At 74.4% G+C, this 26,222-nt stretch carries 28 protein-coding genes; 18 read left to right on the top strand and 10 right to left on the bottom strand.

Annotation, left to right across the window (positions count from 1 at the left end; translation table 11 throughout):
• The first annotated feature begins 142 nt into the window (after nucleotides 1-142).
• Complete coding sequence (locus tag ACIPXB_RS02980; protein WP_401443717.1) at nucleotides 143-1,774, top strand: FAD-dependent oxidoreductase; 1,632 nt, start codon at nucleotides 143-145, stop codon at nucleotides 1,772-1,774.
• Nucleotides 1,775-1,817: 43 nt separating this feature from the next.
• Here the strand turns inward: ACIPXB_RS02980 and ACIPXB_RS02985 are convergent, their stop codons facing one another.
• Together ACIPXB_RS02985 and ACIPXB_RS02990 are read right to left on the bottom strand one after the other, a co-directional pair.
• Complete coding sequence (locus tag ACIPXB_RS02985) at nucleotides 1,818-2,039, bottom strand: acyl-CoA carboxylase epsilon subunit (protein ID WP_401443719.1); 222 nt, start codon at nucleotides 2,037-2,039, stop codon at nucleotides 1,818-1,820.
• 286 nt (nucleotides 2,040-2,325) lie between these two features.
• Nucleotides 2,326-3,246 carry a LysR family transcriptional regulator gene (locus tag ACIPXB_RS02990; protein ID WP_401443721.1) on the bottom strand — a complete coding sequence of 307 codons (921 nt, stop codon included), beginning with the start codon at nucleotides 3,244-3,246 and terminating at the stop codon, nucleotides 2,326-2,328.
• Between the two features lie 134 nt (nucleotides 3,247-3,380).
• Between ACIPXB_RS02990 and ACIPXB_RS02995 the strand changes: the two genes are divergently transcribed.
• Nucleotides 3,381-4,835, top strand: coding sequence for an MFS transporter (locus ACIPXB_RS02995; RefSeq protein WP_401443723.1), 1,455 nt, complete (start codon nucleotides 3,381-3,383; stop codon nucleotides 4,833-4,835).
• A 13-nt stretch (nucleotides 4,836-4,848) separates the two neighbouring features.
• On the opposite strand, the gene ACIPXB_RS03000 is transcribed toward ACIPXB_RS02995, so the two are convergent.
• On the bottom strand, nucleotides 4,849-5,415 hold the full coding sequence (locus ACIPXB_RS03000) for a DJ-1/PfpI family protein (protein ID WP_401443725.1): 567 nt from the start codon (nucleotides 5,413-5,415) through the stop codon (nucleotides 4,849-4,851).
• A gap of 242 nt (nucleotides 5,416-5,657) precedes the next feature.
• On the opposite strand from ACIPXB_RS03000, the gene ACIPXB_RS03005 reads away from it, so the two are divergent.
• Nucleotides 5,658-6,473: an endonuclease I family protein gene (locus ACIPXB_RS03005; RefSeq protein ID WP_401444409.1), complete on the top strand. Its 816-nt coding sequence runs from the start codon at nucleotides 5,658-5,660 to the stop codon at nucleotides 6,471-6,473.
• Nucleotides 6,474-6,559: 86 nt separating this feature from the next.
• Nucleotides 6,560-7,327, top strand: coding sequence for a class I SAM-dependent methyltransferase (locus tag ACIPXB_RS03010; protein WP_401443728.1), 768 nt, complete (start codon nucleotides 6,560-6,562; stop codon nucleotides 7,325-7,327).
• Between the two features lie 73 nt (nucleotides 7,328-7,400).
• Here the strand turns inward: ACIPXB_RS03010 and ACIPXB_RS03015 are convergent, their stop codons facing one another.
• Nucleotides 7,401-8,033, bottom strand: a complete 633-nt coding sequence (locus ACIPXB_RS03015; RefSeq protein WP_401443730.1) for a hypothetical protein — start codon at nucleotides 8,031-8,033, stop codon at nucleotides 7,401-7,403.
• Nucleotides 8,034-8,313: 280 nt separating this feature from the next.
• On the opposite strand from ACIPXB_RS03015, the gene ACIPXB_RS03020 reads away from it, so the two are divergent.
• The 10 genes from ACIPXB_RS03020 (at nucleotide 8,314) to ACIPXB_RS03065 (ending at nucleotide 16,373) form a co-directional block, all read left to right on the top strand.
• Nucleotides 8,314-9,345, top strand: a complete 1,032-nt coding sequence (locus ACIPXB_RS03020) for an NUDIX hydrolase (RefSeq protein ID WP_401443732.1) — start codon at nucleotides 8,314-8,316, stop codon at nucleotides 9,343-9,345.
• A gap of 128 nt (nucleotides 9,346-9,473) precedes the next feature.
• On the top strand, nucleotides 9,474-10,235 hold the full coding sequence (locus ACIPXB_RS03025; protein WP_401443734.1) for a DUF1838 family protein: 762 nt from the start codon (nucleotides 9,474-9,476) through the stop codon (nucleotides 10,233-10,235).
• 22 nt (nucleotides 10,236-10,257) lie between these two features.
• Entirely contained in the window at nucleotides 10,258-10,677 is a 420-nt protein-coding gene (locus tag ACIPXB_RS03030; protein WP_401443736.1) for a hypothetical protein, read from the top strand.
• 2 nt (nucleotides 10,678-10,679) lie between these two features.
• On the top strand, nucleotides 10,680-11,600 hold the full coding sequence (locus ACIPXB_RS03035) for a hypothetical protein (RefSeq protein WP_401443738.1): 921 nt from the start codon (nucleotides 10,680-10,682) through the stop codon (nucleotides 11,598-11,600).
• Between the two features lie 117 nt (nucleotides 11,601-11,717).
• Nucleotides 11,718-12,230 carry a hypothetical protein gene (locus ACIPXB_RS03040; RefSeq protein ID WP_401443740.1) on the top strand — a complete coding sequence of 171 codons (513 nt, stop codon included), beginning with the start codon at nucleotides 11,718-11,720 and terminating at the stop codon, nucleotides 12,228-12,230.
• An 82-nt stretch (nucleotides 12,231-12,312) separates the two neighbouring features.
• Complete coding sequence (locus ACIPXB_RS03045; protein ID WP_401443743.1) at nucleotides 12,313-12,699, top strand: GntR family transcriptional regulator; 387 nt, start codon at nucleotides 12,313-12,315, stop codon at nucleotides 12,697-12,699.
• Nucleotides 12,696-13,574 carry an ABC transporter ATP-binding protein gene (locus tag ACIPXB_RS03050; RefSeq protein ID WP_401443745.1) on the top strand — a complete coding sequence of 293 codons (879 nt, stop codon included), beginning with the start codon at nucleotides 12,696-12,698 and terminating at the stop codon, nucleotides 13,572-13,574. Before ACIPXB_RS03045 ends, ACIPXB_RS03050 begins: the two co-directional genes overlap by 4 nt.
• Entirely contained in the window at nucleotides 13,571-14,485 is a 915-nt protein-coding gene (locus tag ACIPXB_RS03055) for an ABC transporter permease subunit (RefSeq protein WP_401443747.1), read from the top strand. Before ACIPXB_RS03050 ends, ACIPXB_RS03055 begins: the two co-directional genes overlap by 4 nt.
• A gap of 170 nt (nucleotides 14,486-14,655) precedes the next feature.
• The gene (locus ACIPXB_RS03060) at nucleotides 14,656-15,591 is read left to right on the top strand and encodes a RimK family alpha-L-glutamate ligase (protein WP_401443750.1); all 936 of its coding nucleotides are present in this window, start codon (nucleotides 14,656-14,658) and stop codon (nucleotides 15,589-15,591) included.
• On the top strand, nucleotides 15,588-16,373 hold the full coding sequence (locus tag ACIPXB_RS03065) for a RimK family alpha-L-glutamate ligase (protein ID WP_401443753.1): 786 nt from the start codon (nucleotides 15,588-15,590) through the stop codon (nucleotides 16,371-16,373). Before ACIPXB_RS03060 ends, ACIPXB_RS03065 begins: the two co-directional genes overlap by 4 nt.
• Here the strand turns inward: ACIPXB_RS03065 and ACIPXB_RS03070 are convergent.
• Nucleotides 16,322-16,729, bottom strand: coding sequence for an ArsR/SmtB family transcription factor (locus ACIPXB_RS03070; RefSeq protein ID WP_401443755.1), 408 nt, complete (start codon nucleotides 16,727-16,729; stop codon nucleotides 16,322-16,324). The genes ACIPXB_RS03065 and ACIPXB_RS03070 overlap by 52 nt on opposite strands.
• A gap of 160 nt (nucleotides 16,730-16,889) precedes the next feature.
• Nucleotides 16,890-17,264: a hypothetical protein gene (locus ACIPXB_RS03075; protein WP_401443758.1), complete on the bottom strand. Its 375-nt coding sequence runs from the start codon at nucleotides 17,262-17,264 to the stop codon at nucleotides 16,890-16,892.
• Nucleotides 17,265-17,548: 284 nt separating this feature from the next.
• On the opposite strand from ACIPXB_RS03075, the gene ACIPXB_RS03080 reads away from it, so the two are divergent.
• Complete coding sequence (locus ACIPXB_RS03080) at nucleotides 17,549-18,109, top strand: RNA polymerase sigma factor (protein ID WP_401443760.1); 561 nt, start codon at nucleotides 17,549-17,551, stop codon at nucleotides 18,107-18,109.
• 19 nt (nucleotides 18,110-18,128) lie between these two features.
• Here ACIPXB_RS03080 and ACIPXB_RS03085 read toward each other — a convergent pair whose 3' ends face one another.
• From ACIPXB_RS03085 to ACIPXB_RS03095, 3 genes are all read right to left on the bottom strand, one after another.
• The gene (locus tag ACIPXB_RS03085; RefSeq protein ID WP_401443762.1) at nucleotides 18,129-19,154 is read right to left on the bottom strand and encodes a MerR family transcriptional regulator; all 1,026 of its coding nucleotides are present in this window, start codon (nucleotides 19,152-19,154) and stop codon (nucleotides 18,129-18,131) included.
• Nucleotides 19,151-20,524: a cryptochrome/photolyase family protein gene (locus tag ACIPXB_RS03090; protein WP_401443765.1), complete on the bottom strand. Its 1,374-nt coding sequence runs from the start codon at nucleotides 20,522-20,524 to the stop codon at nucleotides 19,151-19,153. Before ACIPXB_RS03090 ends, ACIPXB_RS03085 begins: the two co-directional genes overlap by 4 nt.
• 153 nt (nucleotides 20,525-20,677) lie before the next feature.
• Nucleotides 20,678-21,088: a rodlin gene (locus ACIPXB_RS03095; protein WP_401443771.1), complete on the bottom strand. Its 411-nt coding sequence runs from the start codon at nucleotides 21,086-21,088 to the stop codon at nucleotides 20,678-20,680.
• 210 nt (nucleotides 21,089-21,298) lie between these two features.
• Here ACIPXB_RS03095 and ACIPXB_RS03100 point away from each other — a divergent pair, with 210 nt between their 5' ends.
• Together ACIPXB_RS03100 and ACIPXB_RS03105 are read left to right on the top strand one after the other, a co-directional pair.
• Nucleotides 21,299-22,378, top strand: coding sequence for a dihydrodipicolinate reductase (locus ACIPXB_RS03100; protein ID WP_401443773.1), 1,080 nt, complete (start codon nucleotides 21,299-21,301; stop codon nucleotides 22,376-22,378).
• A 50-nt stretch (nucleotides 22,379-22,428) separates the two neighbouring features.
• Entirely contained in the window at nucleotides 22,429-22,854 is a 426-nt protein-coding gene (locus tag ACIPXB_RS03105) for a carboxymuconolactone decarboxylase family protein (protein WP_401444411.1), read from the top strand.
• A gap of 82 nt (nucleotides 22,855-22,936) precedes the next feature.
• On the opposite strand, the gene ACIPXB_RS03110 is transcribed toward ACIPXB_RS03105, so the two are convergent.
• Nucleotides 22,937-24,580: a GMC oxidoreductase gene (locus ACIPXB_RS03110; protein ID WP_401443775.1), complete on the bottom strand. Its 1,644-nt coding sequence runs from the start codon at nucleotides 24,578-24,580 to the stop codon at nucleotides 22,937-22,939.
• Nucleotides 24,581-24,791: 211 nt separating this feature from the next.
• On the opposite strand from ACIPXB_RS03110, the gene ACIPXB_RS03115 reads away from it, so the two are divergent.
• Nucleotides 24,792-26,216, top strand: a complete 1,425-nt coding sequence (locus ACIPXB_RS03115; protein ID WP_401443778.1) for a M64 family metallopeptidase — start codon at nucleotides 24,792-24,794, stop codon at nucleotides 26,214-26,216.
• Nucleotides 26,217-26,222 lie beyond the last annotated feature (6 nt).

The following is a 26,222-nucleotide window of genomic DNA, read 5'->3' on the forward strand; positions in this document are numbered from 1 at the left end:
ACGAAAGCGCGAGATATGCGGATCAAGCGGGTGACCGCACGCCGTCCGGGACACCCGCTGTGCGGGTGAATGGCCGTGCGGGCGGCGCCTGCGGGGGCATAGAAGATCCGATCCCCCCTCAGGAACAGGAGCACCCCAGTCGATGGAAGAGAACGCAGCGGAACGCGTACCGGTCCTCATCGTGGGCGGTTCACTCGTGGGCCTGTCGACCTCGCTCTTCCTGAGCCGTCACGGCATCAGGCACATGCTGGTCGAGAAGCACTCCGAGACGTCGATCCACCCGCGCGGACGCGGCATCAACGCCCGGACGATGGAGCTGTTCCGTACGGCCCGGGCGGAACCGGCCATCCGCAAGGCCGCCGCGGCGCTCAAGGACAGCCAGGGCATCCTGCAGACCGAGTCGCTGACCGACGGATCCCCACAGAAGTGGCTGGTCAAGGAGATCGCCCGGCGCGGCGCACTGGCCGACGTGAGCCCCACCGGCTGGTGCCTGTGCAGCCAGAACAACATCGAGCCCGTGCTCACCGAGCAGAGCGCCCGGCAGGGCGCCGACATCCGTTTCGGCACCGAGCTGATGAGCTTCGACCAGGACGCCACGGGAGTGACGGCGCTGGTCAAGGACCGGCAGACGGGTGAGCACCGCACCGTACGGGCGGACTTCCTGATCGGCTGCGACGGCCCCCGCAGCCCCGTCCGGGAAGCCCTGCGCATCCCGCAGACCGGCAGCGGCGAGCTCTTCCACAACGTGAGCGTCACCTTCCGCTCGCATGGCATGCGCGCGGTCCTCGGCGACCTCAACTTCATCGTCTGCTACCTGATGCGCCCCGGCGCCGACGGGGCCCTGCTGCCCGTCGACAACCAGCAGCACTGGGTCTTCCACGCCCCCTGGCACCCCGAGACGGGCGAGACCATGGAGGACTTCACCGACGAGCGCTGCATCGACCACATCCGGCGCTCCATCGGCGCCCCCGACCTCGACGTCGAGATCCTGGGCCGCGCACCCTGGCACGCGGCCGAACGGGTGGCGCAGAAGTACCGCGTCGGCCGGGTCTTCCTCGCCGGCGACGCCGCCCACGAGATGAGCCCCACCGGCGCGTTCGGCTCCAACACCGGCATCCAGGACGGCCACAACCTCGCCTGGAAGATCGCCGCGGTCCTGGAGGGCACGGCGGGCATGGACCTCCTCGACACCTACGAGGAGGAGCGGCTGCCGGTCGCCATCGCCACCAGCGAGCGCGCCTCCGCCCGTTCGGCCGAGCACAGCCACCCCGGTTACGCGCCGCCGGTCGCCCTCGGCCCGCCCGGGGGCGGCGTCCTCGCCACCGCCATGGCGTACGGCTACCCGCAGGGCGCCGTCGTCGGCGCCGACCAGAAGCGGCCGGTCGTCCCCGCCGAACTGCACCTGACGGGTGAACCCGGCACCCGCGCCCCGCACCTGTGGATGGAGCGCGACGGCGAGCGGATCTCGACGCTCGACCTCTACGAGCGGGCGTTCGTGCTGCTCAGCGCCGCCGGTACGCCGTGGCGCTCGTCCGCGTCGGCCGTCGCCGACCGGCTCGGTGTACGGCTCGAAGCCGTCACCGTCGGCGCCGGCCCGGACGCCGACCTGGTGCCCGAGCCCGACACCGACTGGGCCGAGGCCCACGGCATCACGGACCGGGGCGCGGTGCTCGTCCGCCCGGACGGCTTCGTCGCCTGGCGCTCGCCGGGCGCCGAGAAGGACCCGGGCCGGACGCTGACCGAGGTGATGACCTCGCTGCTGCGCCGCGCCTGAGCGACGTGCGGGAGTCCCGCCGCCCCGCGGGGGGCGGCGGGACTCATCGGCATGTCCAGCACCCGGCCCAGCAGGAGGTCAGGCGCGCCCCGCCGGGGCGGTGCGGCCGGGCGGACAGGGTGACGGCGGGGACGGCCGCGGCAGCGGCCCGGGACGCCCGTCCCACCAGACACGCGACGACGACGGCTATCGCGGCCAGTTCCTCCGGGTCCGCGCAGCCCTTCTCGATCCTCAGCAACTCCGCCACAGGCACGTCTTCGGGCATGGCACAGGGCCTCTCGTGCAAGGGGATCCGCTCGTGCCACCGGTCACCGGGCGGGCGACCGACGGCACGAGCGACGCTACGTCCGCCCGCCACACCCGGCGCGCCGATGAACGGGCCCCCACCCGGCCCGCGCCCCACAACGACGCAACGCAGAGCCCACCCACGATCCGCCCGCCGATACCGCCACCCGGATGAATCCGCACCCCCCGTACCGCATGAGCGACCGCTCCCCGCACGAACCCGCAGCCCCCGTACGGGCTGCGGACCCCTCGCCGCGGGCCGCAGGTCAGCGCGCCGGCCGGTGACCGTCCAGCATCAGCTCCTTCGCGCACGCCCGCAGCCACGCGTGCGCGGGGTCGGCGTCGTGGCGCGGGTGCCAGGCCAGCCCGAACGGCAGCGGCGGCAGCGTCAGCGGCACCTCGAAGCAGACCAGCCCCAGGGACTCGGCCAGCGGTACGGCCTGCGAGGTGATCAGCCCCACCAGGTCCGCGTCCCGCAGCAGGAACAGCGACGCCGGGAAGGACCCCACCGACCCCACGACCCGCCGCGTCAGCCCCAGCTCCGCCAGCGCCGTGTCCACCGGGCCCTCCAGGCGGCCGCGCCGCGAGACGATCAGGTGCTCCGCCGCCGCGAAGCGTCGCGCGGTCGGCCTCCCGCGCAGCAGCGGATGGCCCGCCCGCGCGACCCCGAGCATCCGTTCGTCGAGCACGTGCTCCACCCGTACTTCGGGGACACGGGCGTCCACCACCCCGAGCTCGAGGTCGGCCGTGCCCTCCCGCAGCGCCGGGACGTCCACATGGCCCTCGGCCAGGAACCGCAGCCGTACCCCGGGCGCCTCCCGGGACACCCGGGTGAACAGCGCCGCCCCGTAGGCCGCCACGACCGCGTCGTGCGCCAGCACGGTGAACGTCCGGGACAGCGTGCGCAGGTCCACCTCGCCCCCGGACAGGAACACCGCCCGCGCCCGCTCCACGACCTCCCGCACCTCGCCGCGCACCGCCAGCGCGTGCGGGGTCGCCACCATGCTCCGGCCCGCCCGCACGAGCACGGGGTCGCCGAGCGCCGCGCGGATGCGGCCCAGGGTGCGGCTCATGGCCGGCTCGGACAGGTGCAGGCGCGCGGCGGCGCGGGAGACGCTCTGCTCCTCCAGCAGGACGTCGAGGGCGACCAGCAGGTTCAGGTCGAGCCTGGATTGCGTCACACGCATTCATCCCTTGCGGAACTTGCACTGGAAAGCATGACGTCCCAACTCTACGGTGAGGGAACGAGGAAGCGGCCCGTGCGCGTACGCCGGGTCCCTCGCCCTTCGCCCCTCGCCCCGACCCGCTCCGAGGAGGAGCCGTGCCCCGTCATGCCCCGATCCCCGCACCCGGTCCCGCCCCCGGCCCCGCGGCAGCCGCCCCGCCGGATCCGCCCGGTCCCGGCGACGTGGCCCGCTCGGCCCTGCTCGTCCTGTGCGCCTGCGTCCTCGTCGCCCAGGGCATGGTGGCCGCGGTGAACCTGCTCGTGCCGCAGCTCGCCGCCTCGGCCCTGCACCCGACGGCGTCCGAACTGCTGTGGGCGGTCGACGCCTACGTCATCGCCTTCGCCGCGCTGCTGATACCCGCCGGAGCCCTCGGCGACCGCTACGGGCGCAAGGGTGCGCTCCTCGCGGGCCTCGCGCTCTTCGCGGCGGGCGCGGGTCTCAGCGCCGCAGCCGGCTCGCCCGCCGTGCTCATCGCGGGCCGCGGGGTCTGCGGCGCGGGCGCCGCACTGATCATGCCGGCCACCATGTCCATCCTGGTCCACCTGAGCCCGCCCGAGCACCGCGGCCGGGCCCTGGCCACCTGGACGCTCGCCGCCGGCCTCGGGGGCCTGGCGGGCAACGTCGGAGGCGGCCTGGCGGGGGAGTACCTGACCTGGCGGGCACTGTTCTGGGCCGTGGTCCCCCTCGCCGCGCTGCTCGCCCTCGCCGCCGTCCGCCTGATCCCGCGGATCCCGCGCCGCCCCGAGGCCTCCGTGGACCCGGCCGGCGCCGCGCTGCTGACCGGCGCGCTGTTCGCGCTCGTCCACGGCATCATCGAGGGGCCCTCGTACGGTTGGGGTTCGGCGCAGGTGCTGCTGTCCTTCGGGGCGGGCGCGGTCCTGCTCGCCCTCTTCGTGCGCCGTGGCCTGCGCGCGGCCCGTCCGCTGTTCGACCCGCGGCTCTTCGCCTCGGCGCGGCTGCGCGCCGGTGCCCTGGGGATCGCGGCCGCGTTCTTCGGCCTCTTCGCCCTCTTCTTCGTCAACGCCCAGTACCTGCAGTACGTCAAGGGCTTCTCGCCGGCCCTGACCGGACTCGCGATCGTCCCGCTGACCGTCGGCATGGCCGTGGTCCCGCGGTACGGGGCCCGCCTGCAGGACCGTTTCGGCCCCCGGCTCCCCGTGACCACGGGGCTGGCCTGCATCGGCGTCGGCCTGCTCCTGGTCTCGACCGCCGGCGCGGCCACGCCCTACCCCGTCTACGCGCTGTACCTGCTGGTCCTTTCGACCGGTACGGGCCTGTGCTCCCCCGCGCTGACGCTGTCCGTCGTCTCCGAACTCCCCGCGCACCAGGCCGGTCTGGGTTCCGGCATCAACACCGCGGCCCGCGAGATCGGTGCGGCCCTCGGGGTGGCCGTGGTCGGCACCGTGCTCGCCTCGCGGACGCACGGCACCTTCCTGGACCCGGCCCGGGCCGCCGAGTTCACCTCGGCCATGGGTGCGGCCCTGCGGGTCGCGGCCGTGGCGGTCCTGGCCGCCACGGCCGCCGTCGCCGCCGGCTACCGGCGGCGCTGACCGGTCCGCCGCGTCAGGCCAGCGGGGCCTTGCCGCGCAGGACGGTCAGGAACTCCCGCATCCACCGGGAGTGGTCCGGCCAGGCGCGGGCCGAGACCAGCGTGCCGTCCACCACCGTCTCCGCGTCCTCGAAGGCCGCGCCCGCCGCCTTCATGTCCACCTCCAGCGCCGGGTACGCCGTCACCCGGCGGTCCGTCAGCCCGCCGCCCGCGGCCGTGATCAGCGGCCCGTGGCAGATCTGCGCGATCGGCTTGTCGGCCTCGGTGAAGGCGGCCACGATCCGCCGTACCTCGGGATCGTTGCGCAGGTACTCCGGCGCCCGGCCGCCGGGGATCACCAGGGCGGCGTACCGGTCGGGGTCGACCTCGGCGAACGCCAGGTCCGCGGGCCAGGTGTAGCCCGGCTTCTCCGTGTACGTGTCGAAACCGTCCTCGAAGTCGTGGACGACGAACCGCAGCTTCTTGGCGGTGGGGGCCGCGATATGGACCTCGTACCCCTCCTCGCGCAGGCGCTGGTAGGGGTAGAGGACCTCCAGTGACTCCGCGGCGTCGCCGGTGACGATGAGGATCTGTACGGCCATGGGCTGCTCCAGGTAGGGCTGCTCGGCACCTCGGGCCCGGACGGGCCTGCGGATACGGTGCCCGGCGGGCGGCCCGCTGCCAAGAGGGCCTGGGCCGGTCGGGTGGGCGGCCGGAGAAGTCCGTGTGCGCGACACATGGTCTTCACCTGTAGGGCGCATGACAATGCAAGCCTCGCTCTGCCACCTGACATCCCGCCAATTCCCCGGGCGGGAGCGGTGCGTGTGGAGAGGTCCCCCACGTGATGAGACTCGCGCGCACGGCCCCCTGGGCCGCCGCACTCGCGGCCGCGGCCGCCGCCGCCCTGCTCCTCGTACCGGCCTCCGCCTCTGCCGGCCAGCAGGGAGCCGCGCCCGCCCCGCCGGCGGGCGTCGGCGTCGCCGACTACTACGCCCCCGCCCAGGGCAAGACCGGCCCGGCCCTCAAGGCCGCGCTCCACGGCATCATCAGGAACCAGTCGAAGGTCACCTACGACCAGGTCTGGAACGCCCTCAAGGTCACCGACGAGGACCCCGCCAACCGCAACAACGTCATCCTCGTCTACTCCGGCCGCTCCCAGGCCAAGTCCACCAACGGCGGCGGCGCCAACGACTGGAACCGTGAGCACGTCTGGGCCAAGAGCCACGGCGACTTCGGCACCGCCACCGGCCCCGGCACGGACCTGCACCACCTGCGTCCCGAGGACGTCACCGTCAACAGCACGCGCGGCAACAAGGACTTCGACCGGGGCGGCAGCCCGGTCGCCGAGGCCCCGGGCAGCCTCACCGACGCGGACTCCTTCGAGCCCCGGGACGCGGTCAAGGGCGACGTGGCACGGATGCTGCTGTACATGGCCGTGCGTTACGAGGGCGGCGACGGCTTCGCCAACCTGGAGATGAACGACCGGGTCAACAACGGCTCACTGCCCGCGACCGGCCGGATCAGCGTCCTGAAGCAGTGGCACCGGATGGACCCGCCGGACGCCTTCGAGCAGCGCCGCAACCAGGTCATCTACGACACCTACCAGCACAACCGCAACCCCTTCATCGACCACCCGGAGTGGGTCGACCAGATCTGGTAGCCCGGACCTTCGGGGCCGGTGTGCACGACTCCCGGCGGCCCGGCGCGCCCTCCTCGGCGGCCGGGCCGCCCGGCATCATGGCCGCCATGACGACTCCCTCCCGCGCGCGGTCCTTCAACGGCGCCGCCGCCCGCTACGCCGACCACCGGCCCTCGTACCCGCCGGCGCTCCTCGACGCGCTGGAGGAGCTCTGCGGCCGCCCGCTCGCGGGCGCGCGTGTCGCCGACGTCGGGGCGGGCACGGGCATCGCCACGGCCCTGCTGCACGCGCGCGGAGCCCGGGTCACCGGCGTCGAGCCCGGCGCGGGCATGGCCGCCGAGTTCCGGCGCCGCAACCCCGGGGTGCCCGTGGTCCGCGGCGACGGCAACCGGCTGCCCTTCGCCACCGGCTCACTGGACCTCCTGACGTACGCCCAGTCCTGGCACTGGACCGATCCCGCCCAGGCCGTGCCCGAGGTGCTGCGCGTGCTGCGGCCGGGTGGCGCGCTGGCCGTCTGGTCGAACGACCCGGACACCTCCGTGGCGTGGATCGCCGACCAGGAGGCCCGTATCGAGGAGCGCTTCGGCCCCGGCTGGTACATCAACGAGCGCACCCGCCCGCGGCCCGGTCTGGACTTCACGACCCGGCTGCTGCGCTGGTCGCGGCGGGTGAGCGTGGACACCCACCTCGCCAAGCTGTCCACGCACTCCCTCTTCCTCATCGGACGGCCCGGCACCGAGGCGTTCCTCGCCGAGGAGCGCGTCCGGCTCACCGGCCTGTTCCCCGACGGCTGGGTCGACGAGCGGTACGCGGTGGAGCTGAACGTGGCGGTCCGCGGCCCGGACGGCGGCCGGCCGACGCGTCCGGGCGCGTGAAAGGCGCCCGGACGCGCACGGGTCCGAGCCGCATCCTCCGGGCGCGGCGGCGGACGCGCTCCTGACCGGATGGTCAGCGTCCGTAACGGCCCACGCAGAGATCGACCACCGAGGGCGGGACGGTTCCGCGTGCCACCGCGCACAGGCCGGCCATGTCGGACGGCAGCGCAGGCTGCGCCGGTGGCCGCAGCTCGGAGCGGTGCCCCGGCCCCGCCCCGTACCCCGGCCCCGCCCCGTACGCCGCTCCCGGCCGGTGCCGCGGGTGCGTCGGCCGGTGCGGGAGGGCGGCCCCCCGGCTCCGGGCCGGGGCCGGGAGCCGGCCCGTCCGGCGCGGCGGCCGCGCCTCACGGGGCTGCTCCACCGCGCTCCGGCGGGCGCCGTCCGGCATCGGCGGGCGGTCTCCGCCGACCGTGCCCGCCGGCTCCCGCGCCCCCGCCGGGTCATGGAACGCGTCCGCCGCCTCGGCCGCCGCCCCCGCGGGCGGACCGGCCGGTCCGTTCGGTCCGTTCACGCCGTCGGCACCGTCCGGTTCCGGGAGCCGGCCGAGCGGGATCACCGGCGGTCCCGTCGAGGGCGGGGCCGAGCGTGCCGCGGCCGGGCCGAGCCGGCGAGCGTCGTCCCGCTCCGGGCGCGGGCCGACGGTGACGCACCCGGCGGTGGCGAGCAGGGCGGCCAGGGTCAGGGGCAGGGCACGGCGCAGCAGCACACCCCCAGCCTGACGCACCGCCGGGCCCGCCGGGCCACGCCCTCACCCGTTCGGCCCAACGTGGCCGCGGGTCCCCGCCCGTGCGCCCGACGACGTACCACCGTGCGCCGCGCCGGGACCGCCGCCCCGGCCACCGGCACCCACGGGGCGCGACGACGGCGGCCGGTCCGGATATCGTGCCCTGAGCACGCATTCCGTACGCCCGGCAGCACGGCCCGGCCCCACCCCTCCGGGCGGCCGGCCGCCCGCCCGGCCCCGCCCGGTCACGTCCGTCGGCGCCGTGGCCACCGCTTCCGCCCGATCCGAGGACACCGTCATCGCCACCCCCGCCCACGCCGTCCCGTCCGCCCCCCATGTCGAGGTGGTGGCCGTCCTGCCGGACGTGCGGGGCCGGTTGCTGCTGACCCGCTCCGCCGCACGCGGCGGCTTCGCGCTGCCCGGCGGCGCCGTCGGTGGCGCCGAGACACCCGAGGAGGCCCTGGCCCGGCACGTCCGCGGCCAGCTCGGCCGGGACGTGCGGGTCGGGCGGCTGCTCGCGGTGAACTCCCTCACCCCCGGCGCGGCCGGCGGCTCCGGCGGACCGGCGCGCATCGTCCACGTCCACCTCGCGGGACCCGTCCCGGAGCAGGAACCGGGCGGCCACCCCTGGGAAGAGGCCTGTGCGCTGATCCCGGCGCCGGACGCGCCGGTGCTGCGCGCCGCCGTCGCCGCCCTGAACACCGGTTCGGTGGCGCACCTGCGCGACGGTGTCGTCCAGCCGGGCTCCGGAGCCGGCCTCGGCGCGGCGGACCGGGCGGCCCTGGAACACGCGCACGCCCTGGACACGGCGAGCCACCGCGCCAACCGCCCCAAGGCGCTGACGGCGTCGAAGGTGCTGTTCACCGACAGCGCCGGCCGCGTCCTGCTGGTCCTGCCGAGCTACCGCGACGACGGCCGCTGGCACCTGCCCGGCGGCGGCGTCGAATCCGACCTCGGAGAGACCCCGTACGAGGCCGCGCGCCGCGAGGTGCGCGAGGAACTCGGCCTCGATCTCGCCCCGGGCCGGCTGCTGGCGGTCAACTGGTCGGCGAAGCGCCCGTACCCGGCGCGCGTGGGGTTCCTGTACGACGGCGGCGTCCTCGACGGGGCGACGCTGGCGCGGATCCGCCTGGACCCGGCCGAGCTGCGGCTGTGGCGGATGGTCTCGCGCACGGAACTGCCCGGCCTGGTCGGCAAGTCGCTGCGCCGCCGCATCGAGGCCTGCCTGACCGCGCGCCACGAGGGCACGGGCCCCCTCGAACTGTACGCGGGCCGCCCCCGCACCGGCGGCTGACGCCCCTCACCCGCAGGGAAGGGTGCCCGTACGCCGGCGGGCCGATGCGGGCCGGCGGGGGCCGGGCGGGGGCCCGCGACCCCGGGCGGGCTTGCCGGGGCGCGTGCCCGCCTCGCACAGTGGGCGGCATGACACCTGAGGAGCTCCTGAACGCCTTCGCCCGCACCCGCGCCCGCCTCGACGGCGAGGAAGTCACCGTCTGGTGGTCCGGCGACGTCTACTCCTGGGCCCCCGACGAGCCCTACCGGCACGTCTTCGGCTTCGAGGGCGTCAACGTCGCCCGCCTGACCGCCGACGGCACCGGCCACCGGCTGCTGGCCCGCGAAGCCGCGTTCTACCTGGACCCGCGGACCCGCGAGATCCTGAGCACCTGGCAGGACAAGCCGGTCGCGCACGTCTGGAACGATCCGGCCAACCAGCACCTGCGGCCCTTCCCGGTGCCCCTGACCGAGCTCGGCGACCAGGTCTGCTTCAGCCTGGAGATCCCGCTCGCCTACCCCTCGCCGCTGCCGGTCGCCGAGTTCCCCCTGCACTCGGCCGGCGACACGTACAAGGCGCTGGAGCTCTTCCAGTTCTTCGCCCCCGCGCGGGTGCTCGTGACCGACGAGCCCAGCGTGCCCTGCACCCTGTCCTGGACGCGGATGTCGCCCTGGCTGCCCTGGATGGAGCAGGGCCGGCGGCCCGGCGGCCTCACCTTCCACTGCCGGGGCCGCAAGCTCGGCTCCTACGCCGAGGTGCCCGCCCGCACGCGCGCGTACATCGCCGCGCACCATCCGGAATTCGCCCACGCGCCCGAGAAGTGGAGCGAGCCGAACGAGACCAGCTGGACCTCTTTCCGTAAGCTCGCCTCGCAGGGTGCGGTGGCCGCGCGGGCGCACCGGGCTCCCTGACGGAGCCGGAGGTGGTACGGGCGTGGACGAGGGACTGCTGGAGGCCGCGCGGGCCGTCAGACCGTACCTGAACGACCTGGTGGGGGACGGGGCGCAGGACTGCGACCGGCGGCTGGCCGGGCTGCTGGCGCGTGCCCGGGCCGGGCAGGACGTCTCCGCCGAGCTCCTCGCCACGCTCACCGCCGCCCCGGCGCTGGCCGAGTGGACCGCCGCCGTCCGGGTGGACCCGCGGCACCGCCCGCCCCGGGTCCGCGTGGAAGCGGAACGCGCGGCGGGCGATGGCGGCTACACCCCGCTGCCCAGTCCGCACGGCGGCTCGCCCGTCGACGCCCAACGGTACGTGTGCGCCGTCGACGGCGACTTCGTGTGGTGGCGGATCGCGGTCGGCGTACCGCTCGGGCACTGCCCGGACCATCCCGGCGTCCCGCTGGTGCGGGGGTAGCCGTGGGCGGCACGTTCTGGGAGGGCGTCGGCGGCAAGCTCGCCGAGCGGTTCGCGTCGGCCTCGGCCCACGCGCTGCTGTTCTGGCTGGGCGGCCTGCTCGCCTGGCTCTCGACGCACGGGGGCCTGGCCGCCCTGCACCCGTCCACCGGCTGGTTCCAGGAGCGGTCCGGTGCCGCCCAGGCCGCCGTCCTCGTGGTGGTCCTCGCCGTGGTGGCCGGCTCCGCCGTCCTCGTCGAACGGCTGGTGCCGCCCGCCCTCGCCGTCCTGGAGGGGCACTGGGGCAGGTGGCTGCGCCCGCTGGCCGCCCGCCTCGTGGTACGGCGCACGGCCCGTGCCGAGCGGCTGGTGCGGCGCTTCCAGGAGCTGGCCGGCCCGGTCCACGACGGCACCGCCACCGCGCGCGAGCGCGACGAGTACACCCGTGTCAGCCGGGCCTTCCGCCGCCTGCCCACCGGCGATCGCCTGCTCCCGACGCGCGTCGGGAACATCCTGCGCGCCGCCGAGACGCGGCCCGTCGACAAGTACGGCCTGGACGCCGTCGCCCTCTGGCCCCACCTGTGGCTGCTCCTGCCCGACACCGCCCGCGACGAACTCGCCGCCGCCCGGCGCGCCCTGGACTCCTCCGTCGCGGCGGCCCTGTGGGGCCTGCTGTTCGTCGCGTTCACGCCCTGGGGCTGGTGGGCCCTGCCCGTAGGGCTCGTGGCCGCGGCCGCCGCCGTGTCCGTGTGGGTGCCGGCCCGCGCCGAGGCGTTCGCCGACCTGGTCGAGGCCGCCTTCGATCTCTACCACCCGGTGCTGTACCGGCAGCTGCGCTGGCCGCTGCCCGCCCACCCGGACGCGGACCGTGCCGAGGGCCGCCGCGTCAGCACGTACCTGACGCGGGGCCTGACCGGCACCACCCCGGCCTTCACGGACGACTGACGGCCCGCCCGGGGCCACGCGCCCGCCCGGCCGTGCCGTCCCGCCCCGCTGGTGCACACTTCTCCAAACGATGATCTTCTCCGATCGTCCTCCGCCCCGACCGAAGTGAACACCACCATGAGCGACACCCCGCGAACCCCCGTCCGGGACACCCGATTCGGCGCGATATCCGTCCGGCAGAACGGCCAGGACTCCCTCCTGGTCGAGGGCGAGGGCATCCCCCGCGTCACCCTGGACCGCGACCCCGGTTCGCAGGCCGACCCGCAGACCGCCATCGGCACGCGCGACCCGGCCCACCTCACGATGCGGATCGACGGCGAACGGGTGGAGCTGACACCGGGTCAGGGCCGGCTGAGCCGGCACTCGTACCGCGTGGACGTGGTGTACGACGGCGCGCACTACCGGCTGGTCCCGGACTCCGTGCCCAGCAGCAGGCTGACGCGCGACGGCGTGCACCTCGGTGACTTCTCCTCCGACGGCGACGAGCTGGTCATCGCCGAATGGCGCGACGGGCCGGAGCTCCGGCCGGTGGACGCGTCGATCGGGTACGCCCTGGCCTCGGCCTTCGGCACCGGCGCCCAGCCGATGTGGATGATGCTCGTCGACGCGGTGAGCGCCGCCATTCCGTAACGCGGGGGAGGGGTGGTTGACATGGCGCGGCCCCGTGGACCACCCTTTCACTACTCAATTAGTGAAAGGGTGGTTGTGCGGCGTGATGGAGTACCGCATCGACCGGCGCAGCGGGCTGGCGACCTACCTGCAGATCGTCCAGCAGACCAAGCAGGCCCTGCGTCTGGGCCTGCTGGAACCGGGCGACCAACTGCCCACGGCGCGCGAGGTCGTCGAGGCGACCGCCATCAACCCGAACACGGTGCTCAAGGCCTACCGGGAACTGGAACGCGAGGGCCTCGTCGAGGCCCGCCGGGGCCTGGGCACCTTCGTACGCAGGTCGCTGGGCAGCGCCCCCGCCGACTCGCCGCTGCGGGCCGAACTGGCCGACTGGGCGCGGCGCGCCCGCACGGCCGGCCTCGAACGGGAGGACGTGTCCGCGCTCTTCACCTCCGTACTCGACGAACACTTCAAAGGGGACGACACGTGAGCGGTACGGTCATCGAGGCGCACGGCCTCGGCTTGCGGTACGGACGGCGGCCCGGCTGGGCGCTGCGCGACTGCTCCTTCCAGCTGCCGGCAGGCCGCGTCTGCGCGCTCGTCGGCCCCAACGGCGCCGGGAAGTCCACCCTGCTGGCACTCGCCGCCCGCCTGCTGCGCCCGACGGAGGGCACGATCGACGCCCCGCCGCGCGAGGAGTCGGCGTACGTCGCCCAGGACAAGCCCCTCTACCCCCAGCTGACCGTCGGCGAGACCCTGCGCATGGGCCGGGAGCTCAACCCCGGCCGCTGGGACGCGCGGGCCGCCGCCCGCGTCGTCGACGACGGCGGCCTCGACCACCGCGCGCGCGTCGGCACCCTCTCCGGCGGCCGGCGCACCCGGCTCGCCCTGGCCCTCGCCCTCGGCAAGCGCCCCACGCTGCTGCTCCTGGACGAGCCCATGGCCGATCTGGATCCGCTCGCCCGCCACCAGCTCATGGGCACCCTCATGGCCGACGCCGCCGAGAACGGCACCACCGTGGTGATGTCCTCGCACATCCTCACCGAGCTCGAGGGCGCCTGCGACCACCTGCTCCTCGTCGACGGCGGCACCGTCCGCCTCGCCGGTGCCGTCGACGACATCGCCGCGGCCCACGCCCTGCTCACCGGTCGCGCCGGCACCGACCTCACCGCACACACCGTCATCGAGTCCCGCACGACGGGCCGCGCCCTCACCGCGCTCGTACGCCTGCGGGGCCCGGTCGACCCGTCGCTCTGGCAGACGACGCACCCGTCCCTGGAGGAACTCCTGCTCGCCCATCTGCGCTCGCCCGACGCCCCGCCGCTCGTCACCGGCCCCGCCCCCGCCCAGGAGGTGGCGGCATGAGCACCCTGATCCTGAAGGGCCCCCACTGGGTGACCGTCCGCCAGCACCGGCGGACGCTGCTGCTGGCCGCCGTCGTCATCGCCGTGAGCCCCGTCGCCATGCTGGCGCTGCGCGGGCTCGCCGGCTGGGAGGGCACCCCCTACGGTCACGCGTACGATCTGCTGCGGAGCGGCATGAAGGCCGCGTCCCTCACCATGCTGTTCCTCCCCGTGCTGGTGGGCGCGTTCTTCGCCGGCCCGATGATCGCCCGTGAACTGGAGAGCGGTACCTACCGGCTCGCACTGACCCAGTCCTGCACGCCGAGGGCCTGGCTCAGCGCGAAGTTCGTCGTGGCTGCGGTGGCGGCGGTGACCGGCTCGGCCGCCCTGGTCGGCGCCTACCGCCTCGGCTGGTCCCGGCTGGCCGGCACGTACCAGTTCCACTGGGCCGACCGCGGAGCCTACGAGGCGACCGGCCCGGTCGTCGTCGCGTACTGCCTGCTGGGCATAGCGATCGGCGCCGTCACCGGTCTCCTCGTCCGCCGGACCCTGCCCGCCATGGCCGTGGCGGGGCTCGTCACCGGCCTGGTGATGCCGGCGCTCGGCGCCCTGCGCTGGTCCTTCCTGCCCGTGCAGACCCTGACCGCCCCGCTCACGTCCGCCCCGGGCAAGAGCCTTCCGCTCAACGCGTTCGTCATGGAATCCGGGTACACCACCACCACGGGGGTACGCCTGCCCTTCGACGCCTGCGTCGCACCGGTCCCCGAGCAGCGGGAATGTCTCGCCGCCCTGGACGTCGTCGGACGCTTCACCGACTACCACCCGGCGTCGCACTACTGGCCGACCCAGCTCATCGAGTCCTCCATCGCCCTGGCCCTGGCGGTCCTCGCGGGCTACGCCGCCTTCCGGATCCTGCGCTCCCGGCACGGCTGACCGCCCCGAGGCCGGACCCCGGGCAACCGCCGCACCCCGCCGCGCGTCTTCCCCTGCATGAGGCACGGTCCACGACCGCGCGTGATCAGTACTGCGCAGTCCATGACATCCTGTGACGTACTGCGCGCCGGAACCGATCGGCGGATGTCCGGGGGTTACGGGGAAGGTTCATGAGGCTCTGCTTCCTGGTGGAAGAGCACTACCGCCACGACGGCATGCCCGTCGAGGTGATCCATCAGCTCACGGCCTGGGGTCACCAGGTCGACGTGCTGCGGCCCGGAGGCTCGCTGCTGCGCATGACCGACCTGGTGCGCGCGGGCAGCCACGACGCGTGGGTCCTCAAGACCGTCTCCGGCGGGCCGGGGCTCACCCTCCTGGAGGCGGCGGCCGCGGTCGGCCTCACCACCGTCAACGACGCCCGCGCCATCCGGGGCGTACGGGACAAGGCGCTGGCCGCGGCGGTCGGCCGCGGCCGCGGGCTGCCCCTGCCCCCCACCTACGCCGCGGCCCGCCCCGAGATCCTGCTCGCGGAGATACCGGCCGCCGAGTACCCGCTGGTCGTCAAGCCCGCCGACGGCAGCTCCGGCCGGGCCGTGCACCTGGTGTCCTCGCCCGAGCGGCTCGCCGCGATGCTCCCCGAACTGGCCGCCGAGGGCATGCTCATCGCCCAGCCGTACGTGCCCAACTCCGGTGTCGACATCAAGGTGTACTGCGTCGGCGGCGAGCTCTACGCCACCGAGCGCCGCTCCCCGCTGCACCCGCAGCGGCCGGCACGCGAGCGCCGCGTCCCGGTCCCGGCCGAGGTGGCGGCCATCGCGGCCGAGGTCGGTGAGGTCTACGGCCTCGACCTGTACGGCGTCGACGTACTGCTCGGACCGGACGGCCCCGTGGTCGTCGACGTCAACGACTTCCCCAGCTTCCGTCAGGTCCCCGACGCGGCCGCCCGCGTGGCGCGCGCCGTCCTGGACCTGGCCCGCGCCGGCGGGGCGCCCGCCCCGCTGACGGCCACCGTCCCCCGGCCGCAGGAGCGCCGCGGCCCGGACGGCCCGCCCCCGCTCGCGGCCTCCGCCGTACGGCTGGCCGCGGCGGCGGGCGAAACCCTGTGAACATCGGCCTGATCACCCCGGATCCCGGTCATCCGCTGCTCGCCGGGACCACCGCCCTGCTCGCACCGGAACACCGCGTCACGGCCCTGCACCCGCAGACCGCCACCGGTGACGGCGCCGACCTGGCCGACGTCTACCTGCTCAAGGCGCGCACGCCGCGCGCGCTGGCGCTGGCCCGTACCCTGGAGCGGCGCGGCGCGCGCGTGCTCAACTCCGCCGCCGCGACCGAGCTCTGCCAGGACCGCACCGCGATGGCGGACACCGCCCGCCGCGCCGGCCTGCCGTTCGCCGCCACGAGCGGCTTCGACACCCTCGCCCAGCTGGTGTCCGGCCCGCCGCTGCCCGGGCCGGTGGTGGTCAAGAGCCGCCACAGCCGCCGTCACGACCTGGTGGCCCGGATCGACTCGGGCGCCCAGCTGCGGGCGCTGGTGCCCACCTGGTCCCAGGAGCCCGTCGTGCTCCAGGAGTTCGCCCCCAACAGCGGCTGGGACCACAAACTGTGGGTGATCGGGGACCGGCTCTTCGCCGCCCTGCGCCGCTCCGAACTCGCCCCCGAGGGCCGCGGCCCCAGCCGGCCGATGGACCCCGCCCGGCTGCCGGCGGGCTGGGCCGGCCTCGTGCACCGGGTCGGGGAGGTCTTCGGCCTCGACGTCTACGGCGTGGACATCATCGACACCGGTGACGGCGTCCCCCTCATCGTGGACATCAATGCCTTCCCCGGGGTCCGGGGTCAGGCGGACGCCCCGCGCGCACTGGCCGACCTGGCCCTGCGTACGGCCTGAACGGTTCCCGCGGCCGCCGGGGGCGGGACGTCCGCCTCCCGGAGCTCGGCGAGCAGTTCGCTCTGCCCGGCGAGCAGTTCGGTGAGGATCCGGCGCGCCGCGCGCAGCAGCTCGGCGACGTCCCCGCCGGCCAGCGCGTAGCTGACGGTGGCGCCGTCGCGGATGGACACCACGATCCCGGAGCGGCGCAACACCGCGAGCTGCTGGGAGAGGTTGGACGCCTCGATCTCGATCTCGTTGAGGAGGTCGCGTACGGGCATGGGACCGCTCTGGAGCAGTTCGAGCACACGGATGCGCACGGGGTGTCCGAGCATGCGGAAGAACTCCGCCTTGGCCTGGTACAGGGGTACCTGCATGTGTCCCGACTCTCCTTTCGGGTCGATGACCTCATCGTGCCGTCTCCCGGCCCCGCGCGCGCCCGGACTTGACCAGTTCCGGATGTGCCGAGTTGAAGAGTTCTTCAACTCCTGGGCATACGTGACCGCGCGGGCCGGGAGAGACCGGCCGGACCGGGAGCTACAGCTCCAGCTCCGCCTCGATGCGCTTGAGCTGGTGGCGGGCCATCGCCAGGTTCGACTTGGACTTGTCGAGGACGACGTACAGGAACAGTCCCTTCTTCCCCGCGCCCTTGAGCAGCCGGATCAGGTGGTACTGGCTGCCGAGGGTGATCAGGACGTCCTCGATCTCGTCGCTCAGCCCCAGGTGCTCCATGGTGCGGACCTTCGCCCGGATCACATCGGTGTTGCCCGCGGCGGCGACCATCAGGTCGAGGTCCTTCCCGCCGCCGAGCGTGCCCAGCGCCATACCGCTGGTGTAGTCGACGAGGGCGGCCCCCAGGCTGCCCTCGATCGAGGTCATCGTCTCCTTCAAGGACGTCTCCACACTGGCCATCGGCGCGTGCTCCCTCATTCGCGTGTCCGCGTCCGGCGACCTGCCACCGGACGGCTCGTGGGTGCGACGCTACTGAGGGTGCGCGGGTGGCGGAGGGCTCATTGCGAAATCGGCGGGAAACGACCGGTTCCCGTCCGGTATGCGTCTGGCGCGGGAGTTCGTACGGAAGCGACGCACGAACGACGCAGGTGGCGGCCGGCCGCCGGGCCGCGCCACGCTGGCCCGCCCCCGCCCCCGCCCCCGCCCCCGCCCCCGCCCCCGCCCCGCCTCGAGGAGTTGCGTACATGGCCACCGTCCCGCTCGATCCCGCCCCCGAAGCCGGATTCCTCGCGGGGCACGGCGACGCGGTCGCGGCCGCGTACCGCCGGTGGGGCCCGCTCGTGCACGCGCTCGCCCGCCGGGGGACCGGCGACCGCCACGAGGCCGAGGACATCACCCAGCAGGTGTTCCTGGCCGCCTGGCGCGGGCGCCGGCTGTTCCGCCCGGAGCGCGGCGACTTCGGCGCCTGGCTGTTCGGCATCACCCGCCACAAGATCGCGGACGCCCTCGAGCGCCGCGGCCGCCAGGCCCTCCCGACGGCCGCGGCCCCGGGGGTTGCCGTCCGCGGTCCCGAGGAATCGCTCGACCGCCTCCTGATCGCCCATGCCCTCACCACGCTGCCCGGCAGCCAGCGCCGGATCCTGTGGCTGGCTTTCTACGAGGACCTGACGCAGACCCAGATCGCGGCCCGCACCGGCGTACCCCTGGGCACGGTCAAGAGCCATATGCGCCGCGGCCTGCGCACCCTGCGCCGCACCCTGGATGCGGACCCGGCCGAGGGCCTGCCGTCCCAGCAGAGCCGGTAGGGCCTTCGGGCGGCCGGCGTCACCGTGCGGACCCGACCGGGACCGGCGTGGTGACCAGGGCCTCGACCACCGCCAGGGCCGAGCCCAGCGCGTGCAGGCGCCGGGCACCCGGCGGCAGGGGTGCGGAGCCCCAGCCGGGTCCCGCGAGCAGCAGCGCCGGGCGGCCCCGGGCCCCGCGCGGCCCCCAGGCCACGGCCGACAGCGACGCGAGCAGGGCCGGGTCTGCCGTCGCCCGGGTCTGCGACCACAGCACCACCGCGCGCGGGCCGGTCCGGCGTACCGCGTCGTGCAGCGCCGCCACCGGCAGGGCCGCGCCGAACATCAGGGCGGGCACGTCCCGTTCCCCGAGGGCGGCCGTGAGGGCCTCGACGGGCAGGCTGTGCTGCTCGCCGGGCACGCAGGCCACCAGCACCGGCGGGGTCCTGGCCGCCCCGGCCACCGGCCGCAACCGGTGCAGCGCCGACGAGACGTGCCAGGACAGCAGGTGCTCGACCTCCACGTAGCTTTCGCCCACCGTGGCCCAGCGGCGGCCCACGGCGTGCAGCGTCGGCGCGACGACCTGCTCCCACCCGGCGACCAGGCCCCGCCCGGCGAAGGCGGCGGCCACCAGTTCCTCGACGGCCGGCGCGTCCAGGCGTACGGCCGCCCGGGCGAGCCCGCGCCGCTCCCGGCGCGCGTCGCCCGGATCGCGGGCGTCCGGATCGTCGGCGTGCGGTTGAGCGATGCCCGGCTCGGCAGCGGACCGGGGCCGCGTGACGGTCGCCTCCGGCACGGCGACGGTCGCCTCCGGCACGGCGTCCAGGGCCGCGCGGGCCGCTTCCCGCGGCGGTACCCCCTGCGCGGTGAGCCGGCACATCAGCTCCAGCCGTGCGATGTCCCCGGCCGTCCAGCGCCGGTGCCGGCCGCCCTCCCGCTCGGCCGGGCCGATGGCGTACCGCCGCTCCCAGGACCGCAGGGTCGTGGGAGCCACGCCGAGCCGGCGGGCCACCGCCCCCGTCGTCAGTGCCGGTACTGCCGGTACTGCCGGCGCGGCCGGCTCCGTCATCCGAGGCCCCGCAGGTGCCGGAAGCGGCCGAGCGCGTCGGTCAGGTCCACCACCGGCTCGGGATAAGCGCACCGGGTCCGCTCCGATGCCGTCAGTTTCCACGGCTCGTGCACCTCGGGGCCTTCCTGCGCGGCGAGTTCGGGCACCCAGCGGCGTACGTACACCCCGTCGGGGTCGTAACGCCGGGCCTGGCGCACGGGGTTGAGGACCCGGTTGGGGCGGGTGTCGGTCCCGGTACCGGCCACCCACTGCCAGTTGAGCTGGTTGTCGGCCACGTCCCCGTCGACCAGCAGGTCCAGGAAGTGCCGGGCGCCGACCCGCCAGTCGACGTACAGGGTCTTGGCCAGGAAGCTCGCGGCCAGCAGCCGCGCCCGGTTGTGCATCCAGCCCTCGTACCGCAGCTGGCGCATCGCCGCGTCCACCACCGGATAGCCGGTCAGACCCTGCCGCCAGGCCTCCGCCTCCTCCTCGGCCGCCCGCCCGGTGCGCCAGCGGTCGTGGCGCGGCCGGTAGTCGGCCCAGGAGGCGGTGGGCCGGGCGGCGAGCACCTGGTGGTGGAAGTCGCGCCAGCACAGCTGCCGTACGAACGCCCGCGCCCCCTCGGTGTCCACCGCCCGGGCCCGCCGGACCGCCTCGGCGGGGGAGAGGGTGCCGAAGTGGAAGTGCGGCGAGAGCCGTGAGGTCGCGTCCGCGCCGAGGTCGTCGTGGGTGTCCTCGTACCGCGTGACGGGCCCGCGCAGCCACGCGGTCAGTCGCCGGCGGGCCTCGCTCTCACCGCCGCGCGCCAGCCCCGGTGAGACCCCCGCGATCCGCGAGCGGTCGGGCAGCGGATCGGATCCGATGCCGTCGGGCACCGCCACGGAGCGGGGCGCGGGCACGGCCGCGCGCGGGGGCAGGTCCGACCAGCGCCGGTGGTACGGCGTGAACACCGCGAAGTGGTCCGATCCGGCCGGGACCACGGCCCCGGGAGCGACGGCGGTGATGACCGCGTCGTGTACGTGCAGGCGCCGGCCGGTCCCCTCCAGCGCCGCGCGCAGCCGCTCCTCGCGCGCCCGCGCGTAGGCGCTGACCCCGGCCGCCATGTGCACCTCGGTGGCGTCCGCCTCGGTGGCGACCGCGCAGACCTGCTCGACGGGGTCGCCGGAGCGGAACACCAGCCGCCCGCCGCGTTCGCGCAGCCCCGCGTCGAGGTCGGCCAGGCAGTCGGCGAGGAACGCCAGCCGGTTGGGGGCGGCGAAGCCGACGGCCCCGATGCCGGGGTCGCGGACGAACAGCGGGACCACGCTCCGGGCGGCGGCGAGGGCGGCGCGCAGCGGCGGATGGTCGTGCAGGCGCAGGTCGGAGGTGTACAGGACGACCGCGACGTTCATGGCGGGGCTCCGCGTGAGGCGATGAGGGACTGCTGTCGTCCGGTACTTCGCCCGGGAGCCCCCGGTCGGATGCACCACCACCACGCAGACGTACCGCGGTCCGCCCCTGGGCGCGCGGGCGACAGGGCCCCGGGGGCGGACCGCGGCGGGCGATCAGCTGCCGACGGAGGCGTTGCCGGACAGGATCGGGATGTTGCTCAGGATGTGCGAGAGCGGCTCGTCGCCCTTGGCCTGGGTGGAGTTCTCGGCGCACTGCTGGTTCATCGGGTTGCTCAGGACGTTGATGTCCTGGACGCCGACGTTGACCGCCGCCAGGATCGACTGGGCGTTGACCTTCGCCGGCAGGCCGATGCAGGGCTTGTTCAGGGTGCCCTGGACCAGGCTGAGCTGCGGGCTCATGGGGCCTTCGGTCTTCTGGTTGCCGTAGATCTGCTGGGCGCCGTTGCCGTTGACGGTGTTGATGCCGTTGTCGTTGCCGATCGCCATCGCCGGGGCGGCCACGGCGGCACCGGCACCCACCATCGCGGCGGTGGCAGCGGCGGTCGCCATGATCTTCTTCAGCATGAGTGATCCTTCTGTCGCTTCTGTCGCACGAGTGCCCGCAGCGGGCAGCCTGAACAACTGCCGGACCCCGCCATGGTTCCGCGATGTCCCGCGAATCACCCGATCAGCCGGAATCCCGAAGCCGATGCTGACGGCGGACAAGTGAGGGGTCGTCAGAAAATCATGGTCGTGGCCCTGGGCTCCTCCGACCCCGCTCGCTACGCTCCGCGCATGATTTCCACCGTTGTCTGGGGCACCGGCAACGTCGGCCGCGCGGCCATCCGTGCCGTCGAGGCCCACCCGGCGCTCTCACTCGATGCCGTCATCGTCCACCATCCCGAGAAGGTCGGGCGCGACGCCGGCGAGCTCGCCGGTCTCGGCCGCGCCCTGGGCGTCGCGGCCACCGACGACATCGCCGGCGTGCTCGCCGCCGGCCCGCGGGCCGTGGTGTACGCCGCCACCGGCGACGTCCGGCCCGACGGGGCCCTCGACGACATAGCCCGGGCCGTGCGCGTCGGCGCCGTCGTCGTGACCCCCGCGCTCTATCCCCTCTACGACCAGCGCAACGCCCCGCCCGAGTTCCGGGACCCGGTGCTGGCGGCCGTCGCCGACGGCGGCGGCTCGCTGTTCGTCTCCGGCGTCGACCCCGGCTGGGGAAACGATGTCCTGCCCCTGCTGATCAGCGGCCTCGGTAGCACCGTGGACGCCATCCGCTGCCAGGAGATCTTCGACTACTCCACCTACGACCAGCCCGACTCGGTCCGCGACCTGGTCGGCATGGGCCGGCCGATGGACTACGAGCCGCCGATGCTGCTGCCGTCCGTACCCACCATGGTGTGGGGCGGGCAGGTACGGCTGATGGCCCGCGCCCTCGGCGTCGAACTCGACGAGATCCGCGAGACCCTGGACCGGCGCCCGCTGGAGACCACGGTGACCACCCGCACGATGGGCGCGTTCGAGGCCGGCACCCAGGGCGCGGTCCGCTTCGAGGTGCAGGGCATCGTCGAGGGCGAACCCCGCATCGTCATCGAGCACGTCACCCGTATCCACCCCTCCTGCGCGCCGGACTGGCCGGTGCCGCCCGACGGCGCCGGGGCGCACCGGGTCGTCATCGAGGGCCGGCCGCGCATCGAGGTCACCGTCGAGGCCACCGACGAGGACGAGAACCGCTCCGCGGGGGGCAACGCCACCGCCGTCGGGCGGCTGGTCGGCGCCATCGACTGGCTGGTTGCCGCGGAACCCGGCCTCTACGACGCGCTCGACGTCCCGCTGCGCCCCGCGGTGGGCCGACTCGGAAGGAAGCAGCCGTGAACATCGACATCCCCGAGGGCAAGCACCCCATCGAGTACGTGTGGGGCGAGATGGTTCCCGAGATCGGCATGGCCGCCTCGAACTTCTCGCTGTCGGTGTACGCCCACACCACCCTGGGACTGCGCGAGTTCGAGGCCGCACGGCTGCGGATCGCGCAGATCAACGGGTGTCTGTTCTGCCTGGACTGGCGTACCGACCGGGACGGGGAGAAGGTCGAGGAGGAGTTCGCCGATGCGGTGGAGCAGTGGCGTACCACCGAGGCCTTCGACGACCGCACCCGGCTGGCCGCCGAGTACGCGGAGCGCTACGCGCTGGACCACCACGGCATCGACGAGGAGTTCTGGACCCGGATGCGGGCCCACTACAGCCAGCCGGAGATCGTGGAGCTGAGCATGAGCATCGGCTCGTGGCTGGCCTTCGGCCGCCTGAACCGGGTGCTGGGTCTCGACGCCGTGTGCGTGCTGCCCGGCGGCTGAGCGGCCCGGGCGGAGGTCCGGGGCCGTCCGGTGGATCCGGCCGGCCCCGGCGCGCGCGTCGCTCCCGCCCGTCCCGCCCGGGTTACAGGTCGGTGGCGACGATCTTCTCGATGTTCCGTTCGGCGAGGGCCGTGATGGTCACGAACGGGTTCACGCTGGTGTTGCCGGGGATCAGCGCGCCGTCGATGACGTACAGGCCGGGATGGCCGTGCAGGCGGCCGTAGTTGTCGGTGGCCCGGCCCAGTACCGCACCGCCGAGCGGGTGGTAGGTGAGATGGTCGCCCCAGATCTTGTAGACGCCGAAGAGATCGGTCCGGTAGATCGTCCCCTCCTTCGCGTTGATCCTGTCGAAGATGGTCCTGGCCATGTCGATGGACGGCTGCTTCCAGGCGGTCTGCCAGTTCAGCTCGGCCCGGCCGGTGGCGGGGTTGTAGGCGAACTCCGCCCGGTGCGGGTTCTTGGTGATGGACAGGTAGAACGAGGCGTACGTCTCGATGCCGGTGGGCAGCGGTGCGACCTCGGCGAAGGCGCCGCCCGCGTCCCAGTTGTCGATGCCGGAGCAGGGGATGGTCGACTGGAGCCTGCCGGTCGGGTCCCACATGTGGTTCGCCCGGCCGCACATGACGTTGCCGTTGTCGCCCCACCCCTTGCCGACCTCGCTGTTGAGGTTCGGCAGCGCGCCGGTGGCCTTCAGCGTCACCAGCAGCTTGCTGGTGCCGACGCTGCCGGCCGCGAAGAACACCCGGTCCGCGGTGACCTGTTTGGTGGCGAGGGTCTGGCCGGTGGTACCGAGCTGGTCGATGACGACCGTGTAGCCGCCGCCGGACGCCGCGCTGACCGAGGTGACCTTGTGCAGCGCCGAGATGGTGACCCGGCCCGTGGCCCGGGCGGCGGCGAGGTAGGTCTGCTGGAGCGACTTCTTGCCGGCGTTGTTGCCGTAGAGGATCTCGCCGGCCAGCGCGGACTTGGTGGCGGTGCCGGCCGCCTCCCTCTTCATGTGGTCCCAGTCGTACACGTCGGGTACGAAGGTCCACGGGAAGCCGGAGCGCTGGGCGTGCTTGCGTCCGACCCGGGAGAACTGGTAGGCGTCGACGGTGTCGAACCAGGCCGGGTCGATCATGCCGACCCCGAGACCGGCGTTGGCGCGCGGGTAGTAGACGTCGTACATCTCGCCGGGGTCGACCGTGGGCAGGACGGAACCGAAGTTCTGCCGCTTGGGCGTGACCGCCATGCCGCCGTTGACCAGCGAACCGCCACCGACGCCGCGGCCCTGGTAGACGGTGATGCCGCCCATCTCCTCGGCGTCCAGGATACCGGTGTAGCGGGGGATGTCCCGGTCGATGGGGAAGCCGAGGAAGTAGTTCAGCGGGGCCTTGGTCCGGGTGCGCAGCCAGTAGGACCGCTGGTCGGGCTGGAGGGTGTTGCAGAAGATCTTGCCGTCGGGGCCGGGGGTGTCCCAGGCCATGCCCATCTCGACCATGTGGACGTCCACCCCGGCCTGCGCGAGCCGCAGGGCGGCGACGGAGCCGCCGTACCCGGTACCGATCACCAGGGCGGGGACCCGGGCGCCGGACTCGATCGGACCAGCCGTGGCGGCGGCCGTCCGGGGGGCGGCGGTCGCCCGGCCCGAGAGGGCCATGGCGCCGAGAAGGGAACCGGTTCCTGCGATGAATCCTCGGCGGGAGACCCCGTCAGAACCCGGTTTGTACATGCTGTTTGCACTCATATGGCGTTCCTCACTCGTGGGGGAGCGGGAACACGTTCTACTGTCAGCCGGTTGACAAGTCGATATATACCCACAAGTAACTTCTGTCCGAAAAACACCTTCACCGCACCCACACGGCACGTCTACAACTGTCCCCAACTCCCTGTCGGCCACGGGCGGTCGCAGCGCCGCCCCGGCCGCGCACCCGACTTCCGCCAGGAGGGGACGCCCGATGGGCCTGGTCCCGCGCCGTACGGCGATGACGGCGGCCGCCGTCATCGCGGCCGTCACCACCGCGCTGGCCGGCGCACCCGCCGCCCTGGCCGGCCCACCGGCCCCGGACGGCACGGTGCGCGACGGTCCGGTACGGGACGGGACCGCGCGGGACGGGACCGCGCGGGACGGGACCGCGCGGGTACGGGTGGAGATACCCGGCCCGGAGTCCGGCACCGCCGCCGGCTCCGGGCACATCGAGGTGCCCCGCACGGCCCCGGCCGACCGCGCGCGCACCGGCTCCCGCCTCCCGGAGGCCGCCCGGGCCGCCGACGGGCAGGTCACCAAGCTGATCGACAACGGCGTCCCGGCCGACCGCCTGGACATCGTCGTCGTCGGCGACGGGTACACCGCCGACCAGCTGGAGCGCTTCCACGCCGACGCCCGGCAGAAGTGGGCCGAGATCGCCGCCGTCGAGCCGTACGCGACGTACCGCGAGCTCTTCAACGTCTGGACCGTCGACGCCGTCTCGAACGAATCCGGCGTCTCCGGCGACCCCGGCGCGGACGTCGTGCGCGACACCGCCCTCGGCTCGTACTTCTGGTGCGACGGCATCGAGCGGCTGCTCTGCGTCGACCAGGAGTGCACCGACGCCTACGTGGCGCGGGCGCCCGAGGCCGATCTGGTGCTCGTCCTGGCCAACAGCGCCAAGTACGGCGGTGCCGGTTACAACGAGCCCAGCCCCACCCTCGGCTACGAGGGCATATCGACGGCCTCCGCGGGCAACGCGAAGTCGGGCCAGGTCGCCCTCCACGAAACCGGCCACTCGCTGGGCAAGCTCGCAGACGAGTACTTCTACCCCGACTACCCGGGCTACGAGCGGTACGAGGGCCCCGAGCCCGCCGACGGCAACGTCTCCACCCTCGGCGCCGACGCCATGGCTGCCCAGGGGGCGAAATGGCACCGCTGGCTCGGCGAGACCTCGCCCGACGGCGGCCCGGTCGGCACGTACGAGGGCGGCGGGTACTACGTCCAGGGGCTGAACCGGCCCACCGACAACTCCCTGATGCGCTCGCTCGGCCGGCCCTTCAACCTGCCCGGCCTCGAGGCGATGATCGCCGGCTTCCACCGCCACGCGAACCTGCTGACCCCGCGCACCCCGACCGACCGCATCCTGCGCCCCGGCTCCGTCGCCGAGGTCGACGTGCCCCGCCTGGCCCCGGCCGACGGGCGGCAGGCCACGGTGCGCTGGTACCTGGACGGCAAGGAGCTGGAACGGTACGCCGGCCGCACCCGGGTACGGGCGACCGAGCTGATCCCGAGCCTGCTGGACGGGCGCACCCACCGGCTGACGGTCACCGCCGAGGACCGGACGCCATCCGTACGCGACCCGCGGATCGCCGCGGCCCTGTCGTCGTCGGCCGGCTGGTACGTCCGGCTCTGACACCCC

Origin of the sequence: Streptomyces sp. NPDC090022 (assembly GCF_044748145.1) — a bacterium.
GTDB lineage: Bacteria > Actinomycetota > Actinomycetes > Streptomycetales > Streptomycetaceae > Streptomyces.